This window comes from Streptomyces chengmaiensis (assembly GCF_029846775.1).
Classification (GTDB): domain Bacteria; phylum Actinomycetota; class Actinomycetes; order Streptomycetales; family Streptomycetaceae; genus Streptomyces; species Streptomyces chengmaiensis.
In genome coordinates, this window is the sequence record NZ_JARWBG010000023.1 from 83,453 (window position 1) to 103,781 (window position 20,329).

The following is a 20,329-nucleotide window of genomic DNA, read 5'->3' on the forward strand; positions in this document are numbered from 1 at the left end:
CATTGCGCCGCCCATCTGTGTGACCTTCCGCCATATGCGCCGTCGGGTTGCTCCGGGTGACCGCTCGTGGTGGTGTCGCCGCCCTGGCGGTTCCGCCTCAGCCGTGTCGCTCTGGGTCGGTGCGGCTGCGGCTCGGCGTGCGCAGGGCGAGGAGGGCCATGTCGTCGTGCCTGTCGCTGGGGTTGTGGTCGGCCAGGGCCTGCACGAAGTCGTGCAGGGGCAGGGAGGCGTGCGCGGTGGCGACGTCGGCGAGTTCGCTCAGGGTTTCGTCGATCGGGTGGTCGGGGTGTTCGATCAGACCGTCGGTGAAGAAGACCACGGTGGCGTCCGGGGGCAGGGGGTGAGTGTGGTCGGGGCGGGGCCGCCCGCTGTCGACGTTCAGCGGCAGTCCGGGCTCAGCGAAGAGGTATTCCGTCTGGCCGTCGGGGGTGATCAGCAGAGGCGGGACGTGGCCCGCGCTGCTCCAGAGCAACCTCCAGGCCGCACCGTCGGGTTCGATGCGCGCCAGGCTGGTGGTGGTGACGGGGTTGTCGGTGATGGCCTCCAGGGTGCGATCGAGTTGGGTGAGGACGGCACTGGGCGGAGTGCGCAGGGTGAACAGCAGCGCGCGCAACATGTGGCGGGTGGAGGCCATGGCGGCGGCGGCATCCAGATCGTGGCCGACCACGTCGCCGATGACGACCGCCACCGCGCCGTCCGGAAGCGGGATGGCGTCGTACCAGTCGCCGCCCAGATGGTGGGGTTCGGCAGCGGGACGGTAGATGGCTGCGGCGTCGAAGGGCCGCAGGTCGGGCAGCGTCGGCAGCAGACGCCGCTGGAACTGTTCGGAGCCGGCGCGGACCTGTTCGAGGAGTCGGACGTTCTCGATCGCGACGCCGGCGGCGCTGGCCAGGGCGACGACGATGTTCTCGTCGCCGACGTCGAAGGGCTGTCCGTCGCGTCGCTCGGAGAGGTAGAGGTCGCCGTAGACGTCGCCGCGGACGCTGATGGCGACGCCGAGGAAGGCGCGCATAGGAGGGTGGCCGGGAGGGAAGCCGACCGAGGCCGGGTGGGAGGAGATGTCGTCCACCCGCAAGGGCTGCGGATGGTGGATCAGGTACCCGAGCACGCCTCTGCCGCGAGGAAGACCCACGTCGGCCAGCGCTTGGCGATCCTGCTCGTCCAGGCCGACCGCGACGAACTGCGCCAGTTGGTCGCCGGACTCGTCGAGAACCCCGAGCGCCCCGTAGCGGGCGCCGACCAGGTCCATGGCGGTGGTCACGATGCGGTGCAGCACGGAGGGCAGCTCCACCTCCCGGGTGATCTCCACCACAGCCTCCAGCAGGCCCTGAATCCGGTCCTTCGCGGCGGCCAGGGCGCGCAGCTGAGCATCGATCCTGCCCAGTTCGGCGTTCAGTCGCTCCAGGGCGTCGACGCGGGACTGCCGTTTGCCCTCTTCTCTCTCCTCGCCGTGCGCCATCACCCTCGCCTGCTCTGCCGGTACTCGCTCGCGGTGGCCTCCGGTCGTCCGGGGCCGGCGCCGGTCTGGATCAGCGTGCCCTTGGGGGTGCGCCGCTCGGTGGTCACCGGGAAGAGCGGCCGGGCGGGCACGCCGGCTTCGGCGATCGCGGCGGTCCGCCGATCGCCCAGGACGAGCAAGCCGTACACCCGCGGCTCGGACCGCACTCGGGCGGCGCGGCTCGACCGGGGCGGGACCGATCGGCTGCATCGGGCACAACCCCGTGCCGGGACGGCAGGGGCTGCACGGCCGTCCCGGCGGATCCGTTCACACAGCCACTTATGTGGGCGGTACACCCCGGCCTCCCGGCACGACCGTGATCAAACAAGACCACAGGGTGACACAGCCGAATAGCCCAATCCCCTCATTACTCCGCAAGCGGCATGCCACACACGGACCGGCCAAGGCGGCTCCGGGGCGCTCCGGGCCTCCGACCGGGCCCTGAGCCCCTCCGGCCCGATGCACCCTGCCAGCCGGACACTGCGGATCCCGAGGGGGGGGGCGACCGCGACGCCGGCGGGTCGGGGCGGTCAGGCCAGGCGGGCGAAGTGGATGGCGTCGGCTGCGGCGCTGCCGGCGGTGACGGCGGGCACGACTCCCTGTTCCCAGGTCTGGCCGGTCAGGTCGCCGGCGGCGTAGAGGCCGGGGATGCTGGTCTGGCGGCCGTCGTCCACGGTGACGTATCCGTCGCTCAGGGCGAGGCCGTGCTCCGCGACCAGGCGCTCGACGAGCGGGACCTGCCGCTGCGGCTGCGGCCAGAGCAGGGTCTGGCGTTCCAGGAGGGCGCCGTCGGCCAGCTCCACGGCGTGCAGGTCGCCGTCGGTGTGGTGCAGGCGGGTGATCTCGCCCTGGACGAGATCGCTGCCCTGCTCCTGCAGACTCCGGCGCAGGTCGTCGGCGCCGGGCAGCGAGGGCGGGGCGATGGCGATGGCGTCGCCGGTCCAGGCGCGGAAGGCGGTGGCGGCCATGGCGAGGTAGGCGGGCTCGTCGGCGACCAGGGCCCAGGTGCGGTCGGCGTTCTCCTCGCCGATGCAGAAGGGGCAGTGGATCACCGTGCGGCCCCAGCATGCGGCGAAGCCCTCCACGCCGTCGGGGTGCTGGTCGATGACGCCGGTGGCCAGGATGACATTGCGGGCCCAGGCGGTGGCGCCGTCGTCGGTTCGCACGGTGAAGCCGTCGCCGGGCAGCGGGGTGATCTCGCCGACCGTGGCGTCGAGCCGCTGGGCCAGTCCGTAGCGGCTCAGCTCGTCCCAGGCGCGGGAGCGCAGCTCGTCGGGGGTGGCGCCCTCCAGGCCGATCAGGCCGTGCACACCGCGGGAAGCGGCGTTGCGGGGCGGGGCGGGGGACTCGATCACCAGGGTGCGGCAGCGGTAGCGGGTCAGGGTCAGCGCGGCGGTCAGTCCGGCGGGCCCGCCGCCGATGATCACGGTGTCGTACTGGGCGGTGGTGTCCATGAGATGTCTCCGAAGGGACTTGACGGAATCGAATGACCAGCGGTCATACTACTGACCAACGGTCATTCGATCGATTCCATTCCCACTGGAGGAAATGTGACCCACACCACCGGCCACGCTTGCGGTACGCAGGACGGCAACCACACCCACGGCCCCGGGGCCGCCTCGTACCCGGACTTCGAGTGGGACGCCCTCTACACCGGCGACGGCAGCGACACCGCCGCCCCCGACCCGATGCTCCTCGCCCCCGCCTACGGGCTGCTCCCGGGCAGGGCCCTGGACCTGGGCTGCGGCGCCGGCGGCAACGCCCTCGCGCTCGCCGAACGCGGCTGGCGCGTCACCGGCGTGGACCTCGCCCCCCGCGCCATCGCCTCCACCCGCGCCAGCGCCTGCGCCCGCGGCCTGGACGACCGGATCGAACTCGCCGTGGCCGACAGCGCCACCTGGCAGCCCGAGACCGCCTACGACTTCGCCCTCAGCTCCTACGCGCTGCCGCCCCGCGGCCCCGCCCGCACCGCAACCCTCGCCGTCCTGGCCACCGCACTCGCCCCGGGCGGGATCCTGGCCCTCGGCGAATGGGACGAGGAGGCCTGCGACTGGGGAAAGCCCGGCGACCTCGCCACCCTCGCCGAGCTGACCGAAGCCCTCACCGGCCTCGGCCTGGACGTCGTGCGCGCCGAGCGGCAGGTGGTGCCGCGGATCCAGCACCCCAGCGAGGATCACGCGGTCATCGTCATTGCCCGCAAGCCGCATGACACCCTGGAGACCACAGGCTGACCGGCCCACGGCAGCCCCCACCACCGAGGAGAGCCCGTGCCCGCGGAGAGGTCCGCAACCGCCCAGCCGACCGGACGCTTCCAGCCCCCCGACGTCCGCCGCCGCCAGATCCTCGACGCCACGGCCGGCCTGCTCCTGGACGACGGATACGAGGCGCTGACCGTCAGCAAGGTCGCCGCCCGCGCCGGGGTCGCCAAGGGCACGGTCTACCTCTACTTCGACTCCAAACAGGAACTCCTGGCCGCCCTCCAGGCCGAGATGTGGGACCGGATGCTCCAGCAGCCCGCCGCTCTCCTGGCCCAGCCCGGCCTGACCTGGACCGAACGCCTCGACGGCCTCGTCGCCGCCTGGATCGCCGCGGAGCAGGACCACCACGAGCTCTACCACCGGCTCTTCCACGAGCCCGGCGGCGCCGCCGGCGAGGAACCCATGACCGCCGCCCGCGACCTGCTCGTCACCCTCCTCGCCGAAGGCCACAGAGCCGGTGAGTTCGACGTCCCCGACCCCGAGCTCACCGCCGACTTCCTCACCCACGCCTACACCGGCCCCTGCCACCACACCAAGACCGGCGCCGACATCACCACCGCCGTCCAAGCCCTCTTCCGCCGCGTCGTCGCCGCCCACCCGACGGGCCACGCCTGACGAGTGGTTCGGCGGCCACGCGGGCCGGGTCCTCGGATGGATCAGTCCGGCTCCGGGAGGGCCCGTTCGCGGATGCGGGCCGCCATCAGGGCCACGTCGTCGGCCGCGTGGGCGGCGTCGAGGCGGGCGAGGACCTCGTCAGCCAGTTCGTCGACCGTGCAGCCGGGGCGTGGGCGGAAGCGGGCGAGGCGGGCGAGGGAGGTGTCGATGTCCTCGCCCCGGCGTTCGACCAGGCCGTCGGTGAACAGCAGCAGCGTGTCCTCGGGGCGGAGCCGGCGGCTGACGATGTCATAGCCGCCGAGGCCCGTGCCCAGGGGCGGGCCCACGGGCACGTCGACCAACTCGGCGGCGCCGTCGCCGGCGAAGACGGCGGGCGGCAGATGGCCGGCGCTGGAGAACGAGACGATGCCGCGGGCCGGGTCCACGCGGGCGAGCAGGCAGGCCGCGGGGCGGCGGGACGCGGCGTCGGAGATGGCCATGTCCAGGCGGCGCAGCACTCGGTGGGGCGGCAGGTCGGCGGCGGCGACGTCGCGGAGTGCGGCGCGGTAGCTGTTCATGTCGACGGCCGAGGCCACGCCGTGGCCCATCACATCGCCCATGACGAGCAGTGTGCGGCCGAAGTGGAGGCGCACGGTCTCGAACCAGTCGCCGCCCACCAGGTCCCCGGTCCCTGCGGGCAGATAGCGGGTGGCGAGCTGGAGGTTGGGGTGCGGCAGGCCGGGGTCGGTCAGCAGGGCGCGCTGGAGCTCGACGGCCGTGCGCCGGGCCTCGGCGTAGCGGCGGGCGTGGTCGACGGCGAACGCGGCACGCAGCGCGGCCGACTGTGTCAGGAGTACGTCGTCGCGGGTGAAGCGGGAGTGCGCACGTGCCGCCAGGACCACGCCCAGCGCTCGTTCGCGGGCGATCAGGGGCGCGGCCAGCCACCGGTCGTCGAGGACGGGGCGGCCTTCCCGGATCGCCCGTTCTGCGGCGGCCGCGGGGGCGGGGTCGGCGAGCAGTTCCGTCCTGCCGGCCGCCGCGGTGCGCCGCAGCGGTGCGGCCGCCGGGTCGGGGGCCGCCGTCAGATCGACGGCGGCGGCGTCGGCGAGGGCGGTGCTCACATAGCGGGCGAGTTCCTCGCAGGTGGTCTCCGCGTCGAGGGTCGTGCCGATGCGGTCGGCTGCCGCCGCGACATGGAGGCGGGGCGGCGGGCCGGGGGCCTGTTCGATCAGTACGCCGATGAGGCCGAGCGCCTGGGAGCGTGCCCCGGTCATCCGCTGCCAGGTGCAGCGGCGGCCGGGGCTCGCGTGGGTGCGCGGGCGTCCGTCGGCGAGGACGGCGGCCAGCAGTCCCGGCGGCCCGGCGACGTCCGCGGCCCGGGCGCCGACGGGCCGGCCTTCGAGGCCGCCGGCCGGTTCCCCGGTCATCCGGCGGTACGCGTCGTCCGCGAAGAGGTAGTTCGCGTCCGCGTCCAGCAGGGCGACCCCCGCCACGGCGGGCGAGTCGTCGGCGCACACGTTCGCCTCCTCCCTCTCACACCCGTCTCGGACTGCCGTCACGGCTCGGGGGTGAAACCTCCTTGCAGGCGTTCGAGGTCGGAGGGCCGCACCTGGATGGCGAACAGCGCGATGAACGCGCCGATCACGGCGAAGGCGGCCGCGGTGACGAAGGCCGCCGAGGCCCCGGCGGTGAGCACCTGGTCGCCCCAGGGCGGCGGGAGTTCCCTGGTGCGCGCGAACTCGGCGCGCTGGGCGGGGGTGGCGTCGGCCAGGAAGGACGGGATGAGCTCACGGGCCTTGTTGGCGCTGTACGTCCCGGCGACGGTGACGAGGATCGACAGTCCGAGCGAACCGCCCACCTGCTGGGTGGCGTTGAGGATGCCGGACGCCGCGCCCGACTCGTGCGGCGGGACCCCGGACAGCGCCATCAGGGTCAGCGACACGAACTGCAGCCCCATGCCGAGGCTGAAGACGAGCATGGGCCCGAGGATGCTGCCGGCGTAGGTCGAGTGGATGTCGGTCAGCGTCAGCCAGGACAGCCCGGCGGCGGACAGCAGCGCGCCGACGACCATGAACGGCTTGGGGCCGTACCGGGGCAGCAGTTGCGAGGCCGTCCCCGCGCCGACCGCGATGACCGCGCTGACGGGCAGGAAGGCGAGCCCGGCCTGCAGTGGGCTGAAGTCCAGCACGTTCTGCACGAAGAGGGTGAGGAAGAAGAACATGCCGAAGATCGCGGCAGCGAGGCAGAGCATCATGCCGTAGGTGGCGGACCGGTTGCGGTCTGCGAACATCTTCAGCGGGGTGATCGGCTGCCGGGAGCGCCGCTCGATCAGGAAGAAGGCCGACAGCAGCACCACGGCCCCGCCGAAGGCGGCCAGGGTCAGTCCGTCCCGCCAGCCCTGCTGGGCGGCGCGGATGAAGCCGTAGACGAGTGACACCATGCCGGCGGTGGAGGTCAGCGCGCCGGCGAAGTCGAAGTTGCCGGGGTGGCGTTCGGACTCCTGGATCCAGCGGGGAGCGGCCAGTGCGATCAGCAGTCCGATGGGGACGTTGACGAAGAACACCCAGCGCCAGTCGAGCCATTCGACGAGGATGCCGCCGGCGAGCAGTCCGATCGCGCCGCCGCCGGCGGAGACGGCCGCGAAGACGCCGAACGCCCGGTTGCGGGCCGGTCCTTCGGCGAAGGTGGTGCTGATCAGCGCGAGCGCGGTCGGGGAGGCGACGGCCCCGCCCATGCCCTGCAGGGCGCGTGCGGCGAGCAGTTGGCCGGGGTTCTGGGCGAGCCCGCCGAGCAGCGAGGCCAGGACGAAGAGCAGGACGCCGAAGATGAAGACCCGTCTGCGTCCGAGGATGTCGCCGGTTCTGCCGCCGAGCAGCAGGAGTCCGCCGAAGGTCAGCGTGTAGGCGTTGATGACCCACGAAAGGTTGGTGGTGGAGAAGTCGAGCGCTCGCTGGATGTGCGGGAGCGCGATGTTCACGATGGTGATGTCGAGCACCACCATGAGCTGGCACGAGGCGATGATCAGAAGCGCGATCCCGCTGCCGTCGCCCTTGTGCGAGGCGGCGGTCCGCGGCGGTGGCGTCGGCTGCGAGCTGGTCATGGTGCACCGTGCCCTCGTGTGAGGGCCAGCAGACGTGACCGCCCACGCTTCGACGGTAAGGCTGCCTCCTCCGCCCCACCAGTCGATCACACCGGGGCGGAGGGTGAATGAGCTGGTCAGAGAGGTGAGGAAGGCGGCTCAGGGGAGCACGGCGAAGCCGTCGAGCTCGACGAGCGCCCGGTCGTCCCAGAGGCGTACGACGCCGAGGACGGCCATTGCCGGGTAGTCGCGGCCGGCGAGCCGCCGCCAGATCCGGCCCAGTTCGGGGGTGTGCGCACGGTAGTCGGCGACGTCCGTGGCATAGACGGTGACCCGGGCGAGGTCGCGCGGGGCGCCGCCCGCCGCGGCGAGGGCGGTGAGCAGATTCGAGAGTGCGGTCTCGAACTGCTCGGGCAGCGTGTCCCCGACGACGGCCCCGTGGCCGTCGAGCGCGGTCTGCCCGGCCAGGAACACCACGCGCGAGCCGGTGGCGACGACGGCGTGCGAGAAGCCCGCGGGCGGGGAGAGTTCGGCCGGGTTGCGGCGGTCCAGGCTCATACGGGCGACTCCTCGGCGGGACCTTCCTCGGCAGGCGGCTTGGCGCCGGGCGTGTGCGGCCCGGCCGGGGCGGCTCCCGTGCCCGGGGGCGGCTCCGGTCGCGAAGAGGGTCCGGCGGCCGAGGAGGAGCCGGAAGGCCGGCCCCGTCCCGTATCCGACGGCCCTGCGGCCGCCCGCACCAAGCCCCCGGCCCGCATCGTCGCCGACGACGGTCCCGTGTCCGGGGTCGCGCTCGTGGGCCGAGGCGCTCCCCCGGTCGGAAAGTGCCCGGCGGCCGGAGCCCCGGCGGGGGGCGCGGCCGCGTCCGGTCCCCGGCCGGCGGCCGCATAGAGCCGGCGGGCGATGACCGTGCGCTGGACCTCGGTGGCGCCCTCGTAGATCCTGGGCGCCCTCACCTCGCGGTAGAGGTGTTCCAGCAGATGTCCGCGGCGCAGCGCCCGGGCGCCGTGCAGTTGGACGGCCGCGTCCACCACATACTGGGCCGTCTCCGTGGCCAGCAGCTTCGCCATCGCCGAGCGGGCGGGGACATCGGCTGCCCCGTCGTCGTACGCGGCGGCGGCGGCGTAGACGAGCAGCCTGGCGGCCTCGGTGCGGGTGGCCATCTCGGCGACCGTGTGGGCCACGGACTGGAGGTCCCTGAGCGGCCCGCCGAAGGCGGTGCGGACCGCCGTGTGCGCCAGCGCCGCGTCCAGGGCGGCCTGCGCCATGCCGACGGCGAACGCGCCGACGCTGGGGCGGAACAGGTCGAGGGTGCGCATCGCCACCCGGAAGCCGCGGTCCGCCTGGCCCAGGACGTCGTCGGGGCCGACCGGAACGCCGTCGAAGGAGAGGGCGCCGATCGGGTGCGGGGAGAGCATCTCCAGCGGGGAGCCTGACAGGCCGGGACGGTCGGCCGGGACGAGGAAGGCGGTGATGCCGCTGGTGCCCGCGCCCTCGGCCGTACGGGCGAAGACGGTGTAGAAGTCCGCCTCCGGGGCGTTGGAGATCCAGCACTTCTCGCCGCTGAGCCGCCAGCCGGGGCCGTCCGGCGCGGCCTTCAGGGCGATGGCCGCCGCGTCCGAGCCGGCTTCCGGCTCGCTGAGCGCGAAGGCGGCGACGGCCCGCCCGGCGGCCACCTCGGGCAGCCAGCGTTCCCGCTGCGCCCTGGTGCCCGCCTGGTGCACCGGGGCCGCCCCCAGCCCCTGGAGGGCGAGGGCGGTCTCGGCCTCCGTACTGCCGTGGGCGAGGGATTCGCGCAGCAGGCAGAGTTCCAGCGCACTGCCCGTGAAGACCCTTCTGAGCAGGCCCAGTTCGCCGAGCGCGGCGACCAGGGGGCGGTTGACGCGGCCCGGCTCGCCCGCCTCGGCGAGCGGCCTGAGCCGTTCGGCGGCGAGCGTGCGCAGTTGCGCACACCAGGCGATCTGTGCCGGGTCGAGTGAGAATACGGACATTCCTGCCCCACTCCCTCTGTCGCTATCGCGAACCGTTGACTGTCGTCACCATCACGATACGCTCCTTGTGCGACGCCACCGCGACAAGGCCGCCACCACGGCAAGGGGGGCGAACGACCATGGAGCTGACACCCTCGGCCCATCTCGACACCTTCGCGCGCGACCGGCTGCCGCCGACCGCACAGTGGCCCGATCTGCTGTACGGGCCGCCCGGGCCGTCCTATCCCCGGCGGCTGAACTGCGCCGTGGAGCTGCTGGACGCCACCGTCGAACGCTTCGGGCCCGGACGGCCTGCCTTCCGCACCGGCTCCGGCGAACCGTGGACCTACGGGCGGCTCCGCGAGCAGGTCGACCGGATCGCGCATGTGCTGACGGCCCGCCTGGGCGTGGTGCCGGGCAACCGCGTCCTGCTCCGCGGGCCGACCACACCCCTGCTGGCCGCCTGCTGGCTGGCTGTGCTGAAGGCGGGCGCGGTGGCCGTCACCGTACTGGCCCAGCAGCGCGCCCGGGAACTGCGGACGATCTGCGAACTCGCCGAGGTCAGCCATGCGCTGTGCGACGAGCGGTCGCTCGAAGGGCTGACGGAGGCCAAGGCGCCCGGACTGCGCATCACCCCCTACGGCTCCGACGGCCCGGACGACCTGCTGCGGCTGGCCGCAGCCGCGCCGCCGACCCCGTACCCGGCGGTTCCGACGGCGGCCGACGACGTGGCGCTGATCGCCTTCACCTCCGGCACCACCGGGCGGCCCAAGGGCTGTCTGCACTTCCACCGCGATGTGCTGGCCGTCGCCGACACCTTCTCCGCACAAGTGCTGCGCCCGGAACCCGAAGACGTCTTCGCGGGCAGCCCTCCGCTGGGCTTCACCTTCGGCCTCGGCGGCCTCGTCGTCTTCCCCCTGCGGGCGGGGGCCTCCGCGCTGCTGCTGGAGCAGGCGGGGCCGAAGCAGCTGCTGCCGGCGATCGCGGAGCACCGGGTGTCGGTGCTGTTCACCGCGCCCACCGCCTACCGGGTGATGCTGGAGAGCCTCGGCCGGGACGGCGGCGGGCACGACCTCGGCTCGCTCCGGCGCTGCGTGTCGGCCGGGGAGAACCTCCCGGCGGCCACCTGGCGTGCCTGGCACGAGCGGACCGGCCTGCGGATCATCAACGGCATCGGCGCGACCGAACTGCTGCATATCTTCATCTCCGCCGCCGACGAGGCGATCCGGCCCGGCGCCACCGGGCTGCCCGTACCGGGCTGGCAGGCGCGGATCGTGGACCCCTCCGGCCGGCCCCTGCCCGACGGCGAGCCGGGACTGCTGGCCGTGCGCGGCCCGGTCGGCTGCCGCTATCTGGCCGATCCGCGCCAGACGGAGTACGTGCGGGACGGCTGGAATCTGACCGGCGACACATATGTGCGGGAGCGGGACGGCTACTTCCGCTATGTCGCCCGCGCCGACGACATGATCATTTCGGCCGGGTACAACATCGCGGGGCCCGAGGTCGAGGACGCGCTGCTGCACCATCCGGACGTGGCGGAGGCCGCGGTCGTCGGCCGCCCGGACGAGCTGCGCGGCCAGATCGCCGTGGCGTACGTGGTGCTCCGCGAAGGCGCGGCCCCGGGGGACGACGCCGTGCAGGCGCTGAACGCCGCGGTGCGGGAACGGCTCGCCCCGTACAAGTGCCCGCGCTCCATCGTCTTCCTCGACGCCCTGCCGCGCACCGCGACCGGGAAGCTCCAGCGCTTCAGGCTGCGAGACCTTCGGTGAACCCTGGCTCTAGAGTGATCACGTGGCCGAGCAGCACACTCCCCGCTCCCTGATCGTCACCCTGTACGGCGCGTACGGACGCGAACGGCCGGGGCCGCTTCCCGTGGCCGAACTCATCCGGCTCCTCGCGGTCCTCGGCGTGGACGCCCCGTCCGTACGCTCCTCCGTCTCCCGGCTCAAGCGCCGCGGACTGCTGGTCTCCGGGCGTACGGACCAGGGGGCCGCGGGCTACGCCCTGTCAGAGGACGCCCGGCAGCTCCTCGACGACGGGGACCGGCGGATCTACGCCCGCACCTCCCCCGAGCTGTCCGAAGGCTGGGTGCTCGCGGTGTTCTCGGTGCCCGAGTCGGAGCGGCACAAGCGCCATCTGCTGCGCTCCCGGCTGTCCCGCCTGGGCTTCGGCTCAGCCGCACCGGGCGTGTGGATCGCGCCGGCGCGGCTGTACGAGGAGGCCCGGCACACCCTGCGGCGGCTGCAACTCGACCCGTATGTGGAGCTGTTCCGCGGCGAGCACCTCGGCTTCGCGCCGACGGCGGAGGCGGCGGCCCGCTGGTGGGATCTGACGGCCATCGCCAAACAGCACGAGCAGTTCCTCGATCTGCACGAGCCGGTGCTGCGGGGCTGGGAGTCGCGCGAGGACACCCCGCCCGAGGAGGCCTACCGGGACTATCTGACGGCCCTGGACTCCTGGCGGCGTCTGCCGTACGCGGACCCCGGGCTGCCGGAGGCGCTGCTGCCGCAGGGCTGGCCGGGAGGCCGCTCGGCCGAGGTCTTCGCACGGCTGCACGCGCGGCTGCGGGACGCGGGGGCGGAGTTCGTCGGCACGGTCCGGGGAGCCTAGTGCCCTCCCGGCGGGCCTGCCCTGTCGCGCCGCCCTGCACCGCACTCCCCCTGGGCCCTGCGGGCCCGGGAGGCACCCCCACGCTGCGTTGGCCGAAAGCCCGAGCAGCTCCGCTCCGAGGACTTCCGGCCGCCTTGCGGTCTCGAGGACACGGCCTTCAGGCCGTACCGGGGTCTGGAGGGGGAAGCCCCCGGTTACGGGAGGGCCCCCTAGGGGTCCAGGGTGAGACGGGGCTTGGGCGCCTCGGTGCGGCCCGTAGGGGGTTTGCGGCTGCCCGCGCGGTACGGCGGCGGCCAGGGCGCCGCCTCGCCCGCGTACTCCTGGTCGGCCGCCGCGTGCAGGGTCCAGTGCGGATCGTAGAGGTGGGGGCGGGCCAGGGCGCACAGATCGGCCCGGCCGGCCAGGAGGATCGAGTTGACGTCGTCCCACGAGGAGATCGCGCCCACGGCGATCACCGGGATGTGCAGCTCGTTGCGGATGCGGTCGGCGTAGGGCGTCTGGTAAGAGCGGCCGAACTCGGGGCGCTCCTGAGGGACGACCTGGCCGCTGGACACGTCGACGGCGTCCGCGCCGTGGGCTGCGAAGGCACGGGCGATCTCGACGGCGTCGTCCGCGACGACGCCGCCCGGGAACCAGTCGACGGCCGAGATGCGGACCGTCATCGGCTTGTCGTGGGGCCAGCGCTCGCGTACGGCGTCGAACACTTCGAGGGGGTAGCGGAGGCGGCGGGAGAGGCTGCCGCCGTAGGCGTCGGTGCGGTGGTTGGTCAGCGGGGAGAGAAACCCGGAGAGCAGATAGCCGTGGGCGCAGTGGAGCTCGAGCAGGTCGAACCCGGCGTGCGCGGCACGGCCTGCCGCCGCGGCGAACTGCTCCCGGATCTCGGTGAGCCCGGCGCGGTCAAGCGCGTGCGGCACCTGGTTGACCCCCGCGCGGTACGGCAGCGGGGAGGCCGCGGCCAGCGGCCAGTTGCCGTGGTCCAGCGGCTGGTCGATGCCCTCCCACATGACCTTGGTGGAGCCCTTGCGGCCCGAGTGGCCGAGCTGCACGCCGATGGCCGTGCCGGGCGCGCTGGTGTGGACGAAGTCGGTGACACGCCGCCAGGCCTCGCTCTGGCCGCGGGTGTACAGGCCGGCGCAGGCGGGCGTGATCCGGCCCTCGGGGCTGACGCACACCATCTCGGTCATCACCAGACCCGCGCCGCCGAGGGCGCGGGCGCCGAGATGGACGAGGTGGAAGTCTCCGGGGACGCCGTCCTCGGCGGCGTACATGTCCATGGGCGAGACGACGACGCGGTTGCGCAGCGTCAGTCCGCGCAGCCGGAACGGCGTGAACATGGGAGGTGTGCCGGGCGGGCAGCCGAAGTCCCGCTCCACGGAATCGGTGAAGGCACGGTCGCGGAGCCTGAGGTTGTCATGGGTGACGCGGCGGCTGCGGGTGAGCAGGTTGAAGGCGAACTGGCGGGGCGGCTGGCCCAGATAGCCGCCGAGCTCCTCGAACCAGCGCAGGCTCGCGGCGGCGGCGCGCTGGGTGGACTCGACGACGGGGCGGCGCTCTGCCTCGTATGCGGCGAGCGCTTCGGGGAGCGTGGGCTGCTCCTCGATGCACGCGGCGAGTGCGAGCGCGTCCTCGACGGCGAGCTTGGTGCCGGAGCCGATGGAGAAGTGGGCGGTGTGGGCGGCGTCGCCGAGCAGCACGGTGTTGCCGTGGGTCCAGCGGTCGTTGACGACGGTGCGGAAGGCGGTCCAGGCGCTGTTGTTGCCGCGCAGCGGCCGTCCGCCGAGGGCCTCGGCGAAGATCTTGGCGCAGCGCTCGGCGGACTGCTGCTCGTCGCAGTCCGCGAGACCTGCGGCGCGCCAGACCTCCTCGCGCATCTCGACGATGACGGTGGAGGCTCCTGACGGCTGCCGTTCCGGCCCGGAGGGCCTCGTCGAGGGGAGGCGTCGGGCATACGGGTAGGCGTGGAGCTGCATCACGCCGTGCTCGGTCTCGGCGATCTCGAAGCGGAACGCGTCGAACGCGAAGTCGGCGGAGAGCCATATGTAGCGGCAGCGGTGAGTGGTGATCCGCGGGCCGAAGGCGTCGGGGTGCTCGGAGCGGGTGGTGCTGTGCACCCCGTCCGCGGCGATCACCAGGTCGTGTGTGCGGGCGAGTTCCGCCGCGGGCGGGGCGGGTGTGCCGAAGCGGAGCTCCACGCCGAGGCCGCGGCAGCGCTCGTGCAGGATCTGGAGCAGTCGGCGTCTGCCGAGGGCTGCGAAGCCGTGGCCGGTGGAGGTGAGGGTACGGCCGTGGCAGACGATGTCGATGTCGTCCCAGCGGACGAACTCGCGCCGCAGCGCGCGGTAGACGTCGGGGTCGGCGTGCTCGATGCCGCCGAGGGTCTCGTCGGAGAGGACGACGCCGAAGCCGAAGGTGTCGTCGGGGGTGTTCCGCTCGTGGACGGTGAGGGTGCGGGCGGGGTCGAGCCGCTTGAGCAGCGCGGCGGCGTAGAGGCCGCCGGGGCCGCCGCCGATGACGGCGATGCGGAGGGCGGGCGTGGGCGCCGCTGTGTATTCGGGGGCTGCGCCCCCGGACCCCCGCTCCTCAAGCGCCGGAGGGGCTCCATCGGAGGCCGTACGGGGATCCGGGGGCCTGCCCCCGGCTTCGGGAAGTGGGGGTCCTCCCGCACCCCAGGGCGTAGCGGGAGGGATGGGGGACATCACCGCCCCCGCCACTCGGGCGCGCGCTTCGCCGTGAACGCCGCGTGGAACTCCGCGTAGTCCTCCCCCTTCATCAGCAGCGCCTGCGTCGACGCGTCCAGTTCGACGGCCGCCGCGAGCGGCATGTCCAGCTCCGCCGTGAGGAGGGCCTTCGTCTGGGCGTGGGCGAGGGCGGGGCCCTCGGCAAGGCGGCGGGCGAGGGCGGCGGCGCGGGCGGGGGCCTGGGACTCGGGTGTCAGTTCGCTGATGAGGCCGATGCGTTCGGCCTCTGCGGCGTCGACCGGTTCGCCCAGCATCAGCAGGCGGGTCGCATGGCCGAGGCCGACGACCCGGGGCAGCAGATAGGCGGCGCCCATGTCGCCCCCGGAGAGCCCCACCTTGGTGAAGAGGAAGGCGAACCGGGCCGACGGGTCGGCGACGCGGAAGTCGGCGGCGAGGGCGAGCACCGCGCCGGCGCCCGCCGCGACGCCGTGGACGGCCGCGACGACGGGGAAGGGACACTCCCGCACGGCCCGCACGACCTGGCCGGTCATCCGGTTGAAGTCCAGCAGCCGGGCGGCGTCCATGGAGAGCGTCGCGCCGATGATCTCGTCGACGTCGCCGCCGGAGCAGAAACCCCGGCCCTCGCCGCCGAGGACGAGGGCGCGTACGGACCGCTCACGGGACAGCTCGGCCAGCAGATCGCGGAGATCCGCGTACGCGCCGAAGGTGAGCGCATTGAGCTTCTCGGGGCGGGCGAGGGTGACGGTCGCGACGCCGTCGTCCGTCGCCAGCCGCAGATGACGCCATTTCTCGGTGCTCTGCGCGGATCCGGTGAAGGGACTCATGGGCGAGTGGCCTCCTTCTGCGAACGGACTGCCGGTGCGAGCGGACTGCCTGCCGCCCTTCGAAGCTATCACCCTTACGTGACTGCCGTCACGTATACGCGATACAGCGGTCAGATGTCCGTCTTCGGACATGAACCCGTCTCAGATGTGGCACAGGTCGCATCCCAGACAGACAACCGTTCGTATGGTTGTCGCCACAATCTCCCCGAACGGACAGCGGATCTTGCTCCATGCACCCGGCCACAGCCCGGCCCCCGGCCACGGCTCCTGGCGTATCGCGCTCCCGCGCACGGCTGCCGCCGTGCCCATGGCGCGCGCCCTGATCCGTACGGCGCTGGCCGAAGCGGGGGGAACGGCGTACAGCGACACCGCCGAGCTGCTCACCGCCGAGCTGGTGGCCAACGCCGTCGAACACGCGGCCGGTGCGGCCCCCGTCGAGTTGGTCGTGGAACTGCTGCCGTCCGGCTGCCGGATAGAGGTCCACGACGGCGATCCGGCGCCGCCCGGCGACCTCACCCCGCCGGGGCCGGGCTGCCAGCCGGACCCCTGGCAGGAGCACGGCCGGGGCCTGCTGCTGCTCCGCACCCTGAGCTCCGCCTGCGGGCACCGCCCCACCCCCGCGGGCAAGGCGGTCTGGTTCACCCTCTCGATGCGGCGCTGACCGGCTCGGGCCGGGTGTCCCGCACGGCGGCCAGCCGTGAACGGCGGCGGCCGTATCCCGCTTACAGCGCCGCCCCGGCCACGAGGAGCTAGTGCCGCGACCGGCAATGTTTGCCCGTCAAGGAGCGTCGTCCGGTGCGTGCGATCGCAAGGCGGCCGGAAGTCCTCGTAGCGGAGCTACTTGGGCTTTTGGCCAACACGGCGTGGGGGCACCTCCCGGGCCCGCAGGGCCCAGGGGGAGTGCGTGCAGGGCGGCGCGACGGGGCAAAGCTTGCCGGGAGGGGCACTAGGCCGCTTGCGCCCCCAATGTGGCGACCATCACGGCCTTGATCGTATGCATGCGGTTCTCGGCCTGGTCAAAGACGATGGAGTGCTCCGACTCGAAGACCTCGTCGGTGACTTCGAGCTCGCGCAGCCCGTGGTTCTGATGGACCTCCCGGCCGATCGCGGTGCCGAGATCGTGGAACGCGGGGAGGCAGTGCAGGAACTTCACCGCCGTGTTGCCGGTCGCGCGCAGCACGTCCATGGTCACGGCGTACGGCCGAAGATCCGTGATCCGCTCGTCCCAGACCTCCTTGGGCTCCCCCATCGACACCCAGACGTCCGTCGCGATGAAGTCCGCGCCGCGCACTCCGTCCCCGATGTCCTCGGTGAGGGTGATCCGTGCGCCGCTCGCCTCGGCGGCGGCGCGGGCGCGGGCCTGCACCCGCTCGGACGGCCAGTACGCCCGGGGGGCGACGATCCGTACGTCCATGCCCAGCAGTGCGCCGGTCACCAGGTAGGAGTTGCCCATGTTGAACCGGGCGTCACCGAGGTAGGCGAAGGAGATCTCCTCCAGCGGCCGGTCGCGGTGCTCGGTCATGGTGAGGACGTCGGCCAGCATCTGGGTGGGGTGCCAGTCGTCGGTGAGGCCGTTGTAGACCGGCACTCCCGCATATGCGGCGAGTTCCTCGACCGCCGCCTGGCTGTCGCCCCGGTACTCGATCGCGTCGAACATCCTGCCGAGGACGCGAGCGGTGTCCTTCACCGACTCCTTGTGCCCCAGCTGCGAGCCCGACGGGTCCAGATACGTGGTCGACGCCCCCTGGTCCGCGGCGGCCACCTCGAAGGCGCAGCGGGTGCGGGTGGACGTCTTCTCGAAGATCAGCGCGATGTTCCTGCCGCGCAGCCGCTGAACCTCGGCCGCCGCCCGCTTGGCGGCCTTGAGTTCCGCGGCCAGCTCGATCAGGCCGCGGAACTCGGCTGCGGTGAAGTCCAGCTCCTTGAGGAAGTGGCGGCCTGCGAGGTGTGTCGCCATAACGGCTGCTCCTGGGTCGCGGTTGCGGTGCGGCTGGAAGTATATACAAGCTTTCGCATTCATATACAGAGCCGGGGTGCATCGGTGGGGTGCGGGAACGCTAGACGGCGTCCCGCTCGACCGGACAGCTCATACAGCGCGGGCCTCCCCGGCCCCGGCCCAGTTCGCTGCCGGGGATCTCGATCACCTCGATGCCCTGTTTCCGCAGATGGGTGTTGGTGGTGGCGTTGCGCTCGTACGCCACCACCACGCCCGGCTCCACGGCCAGCACATTGCAGCCGTCGTCCCACTGCTCGCGCTCGGCCGAGTGGACGTCCTGGGTGGCGGTGAGCACCCGGATCTCCTTCATCCCCAGCGCCGCGGCGATGGCGCTGTGCATCTGCTCCGGCGGATGGTCGCTGACCCTGAGCCCCTGCGCGCCCTCGGCAGGCTCGATGGTGTACGAGCGGAGCATGCCGAGCCCCGCGTACTGGGTGAAGGTGTCCCGGTCGACCATGGTCATGACCGTGTCGAGATGCATCAGCGCACGCCGCTTGGGCATGTCGAGCGCCACGATCGTACGCGCGGAGCCGGCCGCGAACAGGCCCCGCGCCAGCATCTCCACGGCCTGCGGAGTGGTGCGCTCGCTCATCCCGATCAGCACCGCGCCATGGCCGATGACCAGCACATCACCGCCCTCGATGGTGGACGGATAGTCGCCCTGCCCCTCCGACCAGTGATGGAACGGCCCGGCCTGCGGCCCGGTGAACAGCGGATGGTGCCGGTAGATCGCCTCAAAGTGCACCGTCTCCCGCTGCCGCGCCGGCCAGCGCATGGCGTTGATGGACACCCCGTCGTAGATCCATGCGGAGGTGTCACGGGTGAACAGATGATTGGGCAGCGGGCGCAGCAGGAAGTCGTCCAGATCCATCACATGGAAGCGGACGGACGTCGGCTCGGAGTGACCGGCGAGGAACTCCCGCTTGGTCATCCCGCCCACCAGCGCCTCGACGAGATCCGCGGCGGACAGCTCCTCGAACGCGGATCTGAGGTGGTCGGCGGCGAGCGGCCCGTACTCCTTCTCGTCGAAGACCCGGTCCAGGACGAGCTTCCTGGCCTCCGGGATCTCCATCGACTCACGGAGCAGATCGCCGAAGAGGTACACCTCGACGCCGCGGTCGCGCAGCACGTCGGCGAAGCCGTCGTGCTCCTGACGCGCCCGGCGCACCCACAGCACGTCGTCGAAGAGCAGGGCGTCCTTGTTGGACGGCGTGAGCCGCTTCAGTTCCAGATCGGGCCGGTGCAGGATGACCCGGCTCAGCCGCCCGGTCTCGGAGTCGACATGGAATCCCATGCCCTCATCCTCACCGCGCGGTGCGCCGTTCACCCGGCGAACGGCGCACCAGTTTCCGCCCGGGTCTCCGAGCGGAAACCGGTGCGGGTCTCCGGGCAGGTCTCCGGGCGGAATCCGATGCGGGTCTCCGGTCGGGTTCCGCCCGCACGGGCCGCGGGCGTCACCCGGACTACGCCAGCTGCGCCAGCAGGACGATCAGCCCCACGCAGGCCGCGAGGACGCACACCATGGTGGTGACGATCCACCGGCCGTCCTGGGAACCTGCCCGGCCGGAGGCCGGCCGAACGGTGCGGGTGCCGCCGCCTCCCCAGCCGCTCGACCGCGCCGCCGGGGAGGCGGCCGGGCGCGGCGGCCGTCCGTGCGCCGTCGTCACCAGGGTCCGCCACACCGCGGCGTCCAGCAGTGCGTCGTCGTCCCGCGTGCCCTCCACGATCTGCCAGAACGCGGCGCGGCCCGCGCCGTCCGACCGGCTCAGCCGCGGCAGCAGCTCGGCCAGTCCGTCGGCCACCTGGGGCTCGCCGCCCAGCGGGCGCACCGCCCAGCGGTACAGGGAAGCGGCGTTGGCGGCCCGCAGATCGTCGCCGGGGCAGCCGGGACGGTCGTCCGTCACCAGCAGGCCCAGATCGAGGACGGCGAGGCACAGCTCGCGCCGCATCTTGTGCGGCCAGCTCGGCCATCTGCGCGCGATCTCGGCCAGCAGCCGGGTCGTCGCCTCGTAGGGAAGGTGCTCGCGCAACGCGTCGACAAGCGCCTCGTCCGCGGCGGAGGCCGGGGCGGAGGGGTTCCGGGGCTGGGCCTCAAGGCCGCCCAGCAGGGTCTGCAGATCCCCGCGGGGCCGCCGGCCGAGCCTGGGGAGGCGTCGGGGCGGCCGGTCTGGCGCCCGCCACTCCGGGGGGACGACCGGGACCTCGCCCCGCGGCGTCTGCCAGGCAGGGGAGCGCTCCGGCGCGGCCGCGGGCTGCGTCACCGGTTCCGGCGCGCCGTCCGGCGGGGGCGGGAACGCCGACGCGGTACGGGCCTCCGCCCGGGAGGACGCCTGTCCCTGCGGCCCGTGCACCGCGGGCGCGGCCGGGCTCCCGGACGCCCCCCGGAGGACCGCGCCCCCGGTGTCATCGGCGTACCGGCCACCGGACGACGGCACGGACGAACGCCCCGTCGGACCTCCCCACGCTCCGTCCCGGTACGCGCCGTCCTGCCCCGGGCCTGCGGCGTCGCCGTACGGGTCGTGCGGGCCGTGCGGGCCCTCCGCCCGCGGGCCCGGCCCACCGGCCCGATCACCGAACGGCACCTGCCCCGAAGCGAACTCCGGCCCCCCGGCCCGGTCCGGCACCCCGGGCGACGCAGCGCCGGCCCCCTCGCCGTACGGGTCATGCCGACCCTGACCCCGCGGGCCCGGACCACTCGCCCGACCGCCGAACGAGTCCTGCCCGGAGACGCCCTCCCAGCCCTCGCCCCGGCCTGCCGGCTCCGACGGCGCGGCCCCCGGGCCGTCGCCGTACGGGTCGTGCGG

The 20,329-nt window shown here is 73.2% G+C and carries 15 protein-coding genes and 2 pseudogenes; 5 read left to right on the plus strand and 12 right to left on the minus strand.

Annotated features, from left to right (window positions below):
- Positions 1–97: 97 nt before the first annotated feature.
- The 3 genes from QCN29_RS20385 to QCN29_RS20395 form a co-directional block, all read right to left on the minus strand.
- Positions 98–1,459, minus strand: a complete 1,362-nt coding sequence (locus QCN29_RS20385) for a PP2C family protein-serine/threonine phosphatase (protein ID WP_279929825.1) — start codon at positions 1,457–1,459, stop codon at positions 98–100.
- Positions 1,459–1,638, minus strand: coding sequence for a hypothetical protein (locus QCN29_RS20390; RefSeq protein ID WP_279929827.1), 180 nt, complete (start codon positions 1,636–1,638; stop codon positions 1,459–1,461). The genes QCN29_RS20385 and QCN29_RS20390 overlap by 1 nt, the downstream gene beginning before the upstream one ends.
- A gap of 390 nt (positions 1,639–2,028) precedes the next feature.
- Positions 2,029–2,952 carry an NAD(P)/FAD-dependent oxidoreductase gene (locus tag QCN29_RS20395; protein ID WP_279929828.1) on the minus strand — a complete coding sequence of 308 codons (924 nt, stop codon included), beginning with the start codon at positions 2,950–2,952 and terminating at the stop codon, positions 2,029–2,031.
- A 96-nt stretch (positions 2,953–3,048) separates the two neighbouring features.
- On the opposite strand from QCN29_RS20395, the gene QCN29_RS20400 reads away from it, so the two are divergent.
- A complete protein-coding gene (locus QCN29_RS20400) occupies positions 3,049–3,729 on the plus strand; it encodes an SAM-dependent methyltransferase (RefSeq protein WP_279929829.1) in 681 nt (226 codons plus the stop codon).
- Between the two features lie 36 nt (positions 3,730–3,765).
- Positions 3,766–4,371, plus strand: coding sequence for a TetR/AcrR family transcriptional regulator (locus QCN29_RS20405; RefSeq protein ID WP_279929830.1), 606 nt, complete (start codon positions 3,766–3,768; stop codon positions 4,369–4,371).
- Between the two features lie 41 nt (positions 4,372–4,412).
- On the opposite strand, the gene QCN29_RS20410 is transcribed toward QCN29_RS20405, so the two are convergent.
- From QCN29_RS20410 to QCN29_RS20425, 4 genes and pseudogenes are all read right to left on the minus strand, one after another.
- Entirely contained in the window at positions 4,413–5,867 is a 1,455-nt protein-coding gene (locus QCN29_RS20410) for a PP2C family protein-serine/threonine phosphatase (RefSeq protein WP_279929831.1), read from the minus strand.
- A 38-nt stretch (positions 5,868–5,905) separates the two neighbouring features.
- Entirely contained in the window at positions 5,906–7,450 is a 1,545-nt protein-coding gene (locus tag QCN29_RS20415) for an MFS transporter (RefSeq protein WP_279929832.1), read from the minus strand.
- Between the two features lie 138 nt (positions 7,451–7,588).
- Positions 7,589–7,987, minus strand: coding sequence for a RidA family protein (locus QCN29_RS20420; RefSeq protein WP_279929833.1), 399 nt, complete (start codon positions 7,985–7,987; stop codon positions 7,589–7,591).
- A 311-nt stretch (positions 7,988–8,298) separates the two neighbouring features.
- Positions 8,299–9,417: pseudogene (locus QCN29_RS20425) on the minus strand (acyl-CoA dehydrogenase family protein); the annotation flags it as partial.
- Positions 9,418–9,536: 119 nt separating this feature from the next.
- Here QCN29_RS20425 and QCN29_RS20430 point away from each other — a divergent pair.
- Both QCN29_RS20430 and QCN29_RS20435 read left to right on the plus strand, forming a co-directional pair.
- A complete protein-coding gene (locus tag QCN29_RS20430; protein WP_279929834.1) occupies positions 9,537–11,165 on the plus strand; it encodes an AMP-binding protein in 1,629 nt (542 codons plus the stop codon).
- A 22-nt stretch (positions 11,166–11,187) separates the two neighbouring features.
- Positions 11,188–12,006 (plus strand): PaaX family transcriptional regulator, encoded by an 819-nt coding sequence (locus QCN29_RS20435; RefSeq protein WP_279929835.1) that lies wholly within the window; start codon positions 11,188–11,190, stop codon positions 12,004–12,006.
- A gap of 209 nt (positions 12,007–12,215) precedes the next feature.
- Here QCN29_RS20435 and QCN29_RS20440 read toward each other — a convergent pair whose 3' ends face one another.
- Positions 12,216–14,702: a bifunctional salicylyl-CoA 5-hydroxylase/oxidoreductase gene (locus QCN29_RS20440; RefSeq protein ID WP_279929837.1), complete on the minus strand. Its 2,487-nt coding sequence runs from the start codon at positions 14,700–14,702 to the stop codon at positions 12,216–12,218.
- On the minus strand, positions 14,702–15,529 hold the full coding sequence (locus QCN29_RS20445; protein WP_279929838.1) for an enoyl-CoA hydratase family protein: 828 nt from the start codon (positions 15,527–15,529) through the stop codon (positions 14,702–14,704). Before QCN29_RS20445 ends, QCN29_RS20440 begins: the two co-directional genes overlap by 1 nt.
- Before the next feature lie 184 nt (positions 15,530–15,713).
- Between QCN29_RS20445 and QCN29_RS20450 the strand changes: the two genes are divergently transcribed.
- A complete protein-coding gene (locus QCN29_RS20450) occupies positions 15,714–16,190 on the plus strand; it encodes an ATP-binding protein (protein ID WP_279929839.1) in 477 nt (158 codons plus the stop codon).
- 285 nt (positions 16,191–16,475) lie between these two features.
- Here the strand turns inward: QCN29_RS20450 and argF are convergent, their stop codons facing one another.
- From argF to QCN29_RS20465, 3 genes and pseudogenes are all read right to left on the minus strand, one after another.
- Entirely contained in the window at positions 16,476–17,486 is a 1,011-nt protein-coding gene (argF, locus tag QCN29_RS20455; protein ID WP_279929840.1) for an ornithine carbamoyltransferase, read from the minus strand.
- A gap of 100 nt (positions 17,487–17,586) precedes the next feature.
- Positions 17,587–18,819 carry an arginine deiminase gene (locus QCN29_RS20460; protein ID WP_279929842.1) on the minus strand — a complete coding sequence of 411 codons (1,233 nt, stop codon included), beginning with the start codon at positions 18,817–18,819 and terminating at the stop codon, positions 17,587–17,589.
- 169 nt (positions 18,820–18,988) lie between these two features.
- Positions 18,989–20,329: pseudogene (locus tag QCN29_RS20465) on the minus strand (hypothetical protein); the annotation flags it as partial.

Excerpts from the sequence above, each read along its gene's own strand:
- QCN29_RS20395 (WP_279929828.1), bottom strand. The coding sequence starts at position 2,952 with ATGGACACCACCGCCCAGTACGACACCGTGATCATCGGCGGCGGGCCC.
- QCN29_RS20420 (WP_279929833.1), bottom strand. The coding sequence starts at position 7,987 with ATGAGCCTGGACCGCCGCAACCCGGCCGAACTCTCCCCGCCCGCGGGC.
- QCN29_RS20385 (WP_279929825.1), bottom strand. The coding sequence starts at position 1,459 with ATGGCGCACGGCGAGGAGAGAGAAGAGGGCAAACGGCAGTCCCGCGTC.
- QCN29_RS20415 (WP_279929832.1), bottom strand. The coding sequence starts at position 7,450 with ATGACCAGCTCGCAGCCGACGCCACCGCCGCGGACCGCCGCCTCGCAC.
- QCN29_RS20450 (WP_279929839.1), top strand. The coding sequence starts at position 15,714 with ATGGTTGTCGCCACAATCTCCCCGAACGGACAGCGGATCTTGCTCCAT.
- QCN29_RS20460 (WP_279929842.1), bottom strand. The coding sequence starts at position 18,819 with ATGGGATTCCATGTCGACTCCGAGACCGGGCGGCTGAGCCGGGTCATC.
- argF (WP_279929840.1), bottom strand. The coding sequence starts at position 17,486 with ATGGCGACACACCTCGCAGGCCGCCACTTCCTCAAGGAGCTGGACTTC.
- QCN29_RS20440 (WP_279929837.1), bottom strand. The coding sequence starts at position 14,702 with ATGTCCCCCATCCCTCCCGCTACGCCCTGGGGTGCGGGAGGACCCCCA.
- QCN29_RS20445 (WP_279929838.1), bottom strand. The coding sequence starts at position 15,529 with ATGAGTCCCTTCACCGGATCCGCGCAGAGCACCGAGAAATGGCGTCAT.
- QCN29_RS20430 (WP_279929834.1), top strand. The coding sequence starts at position 9,537 with ATGGAGCTGACACCCTCGGCCCATCTCGACACCTTCGCGCGCGACCGG.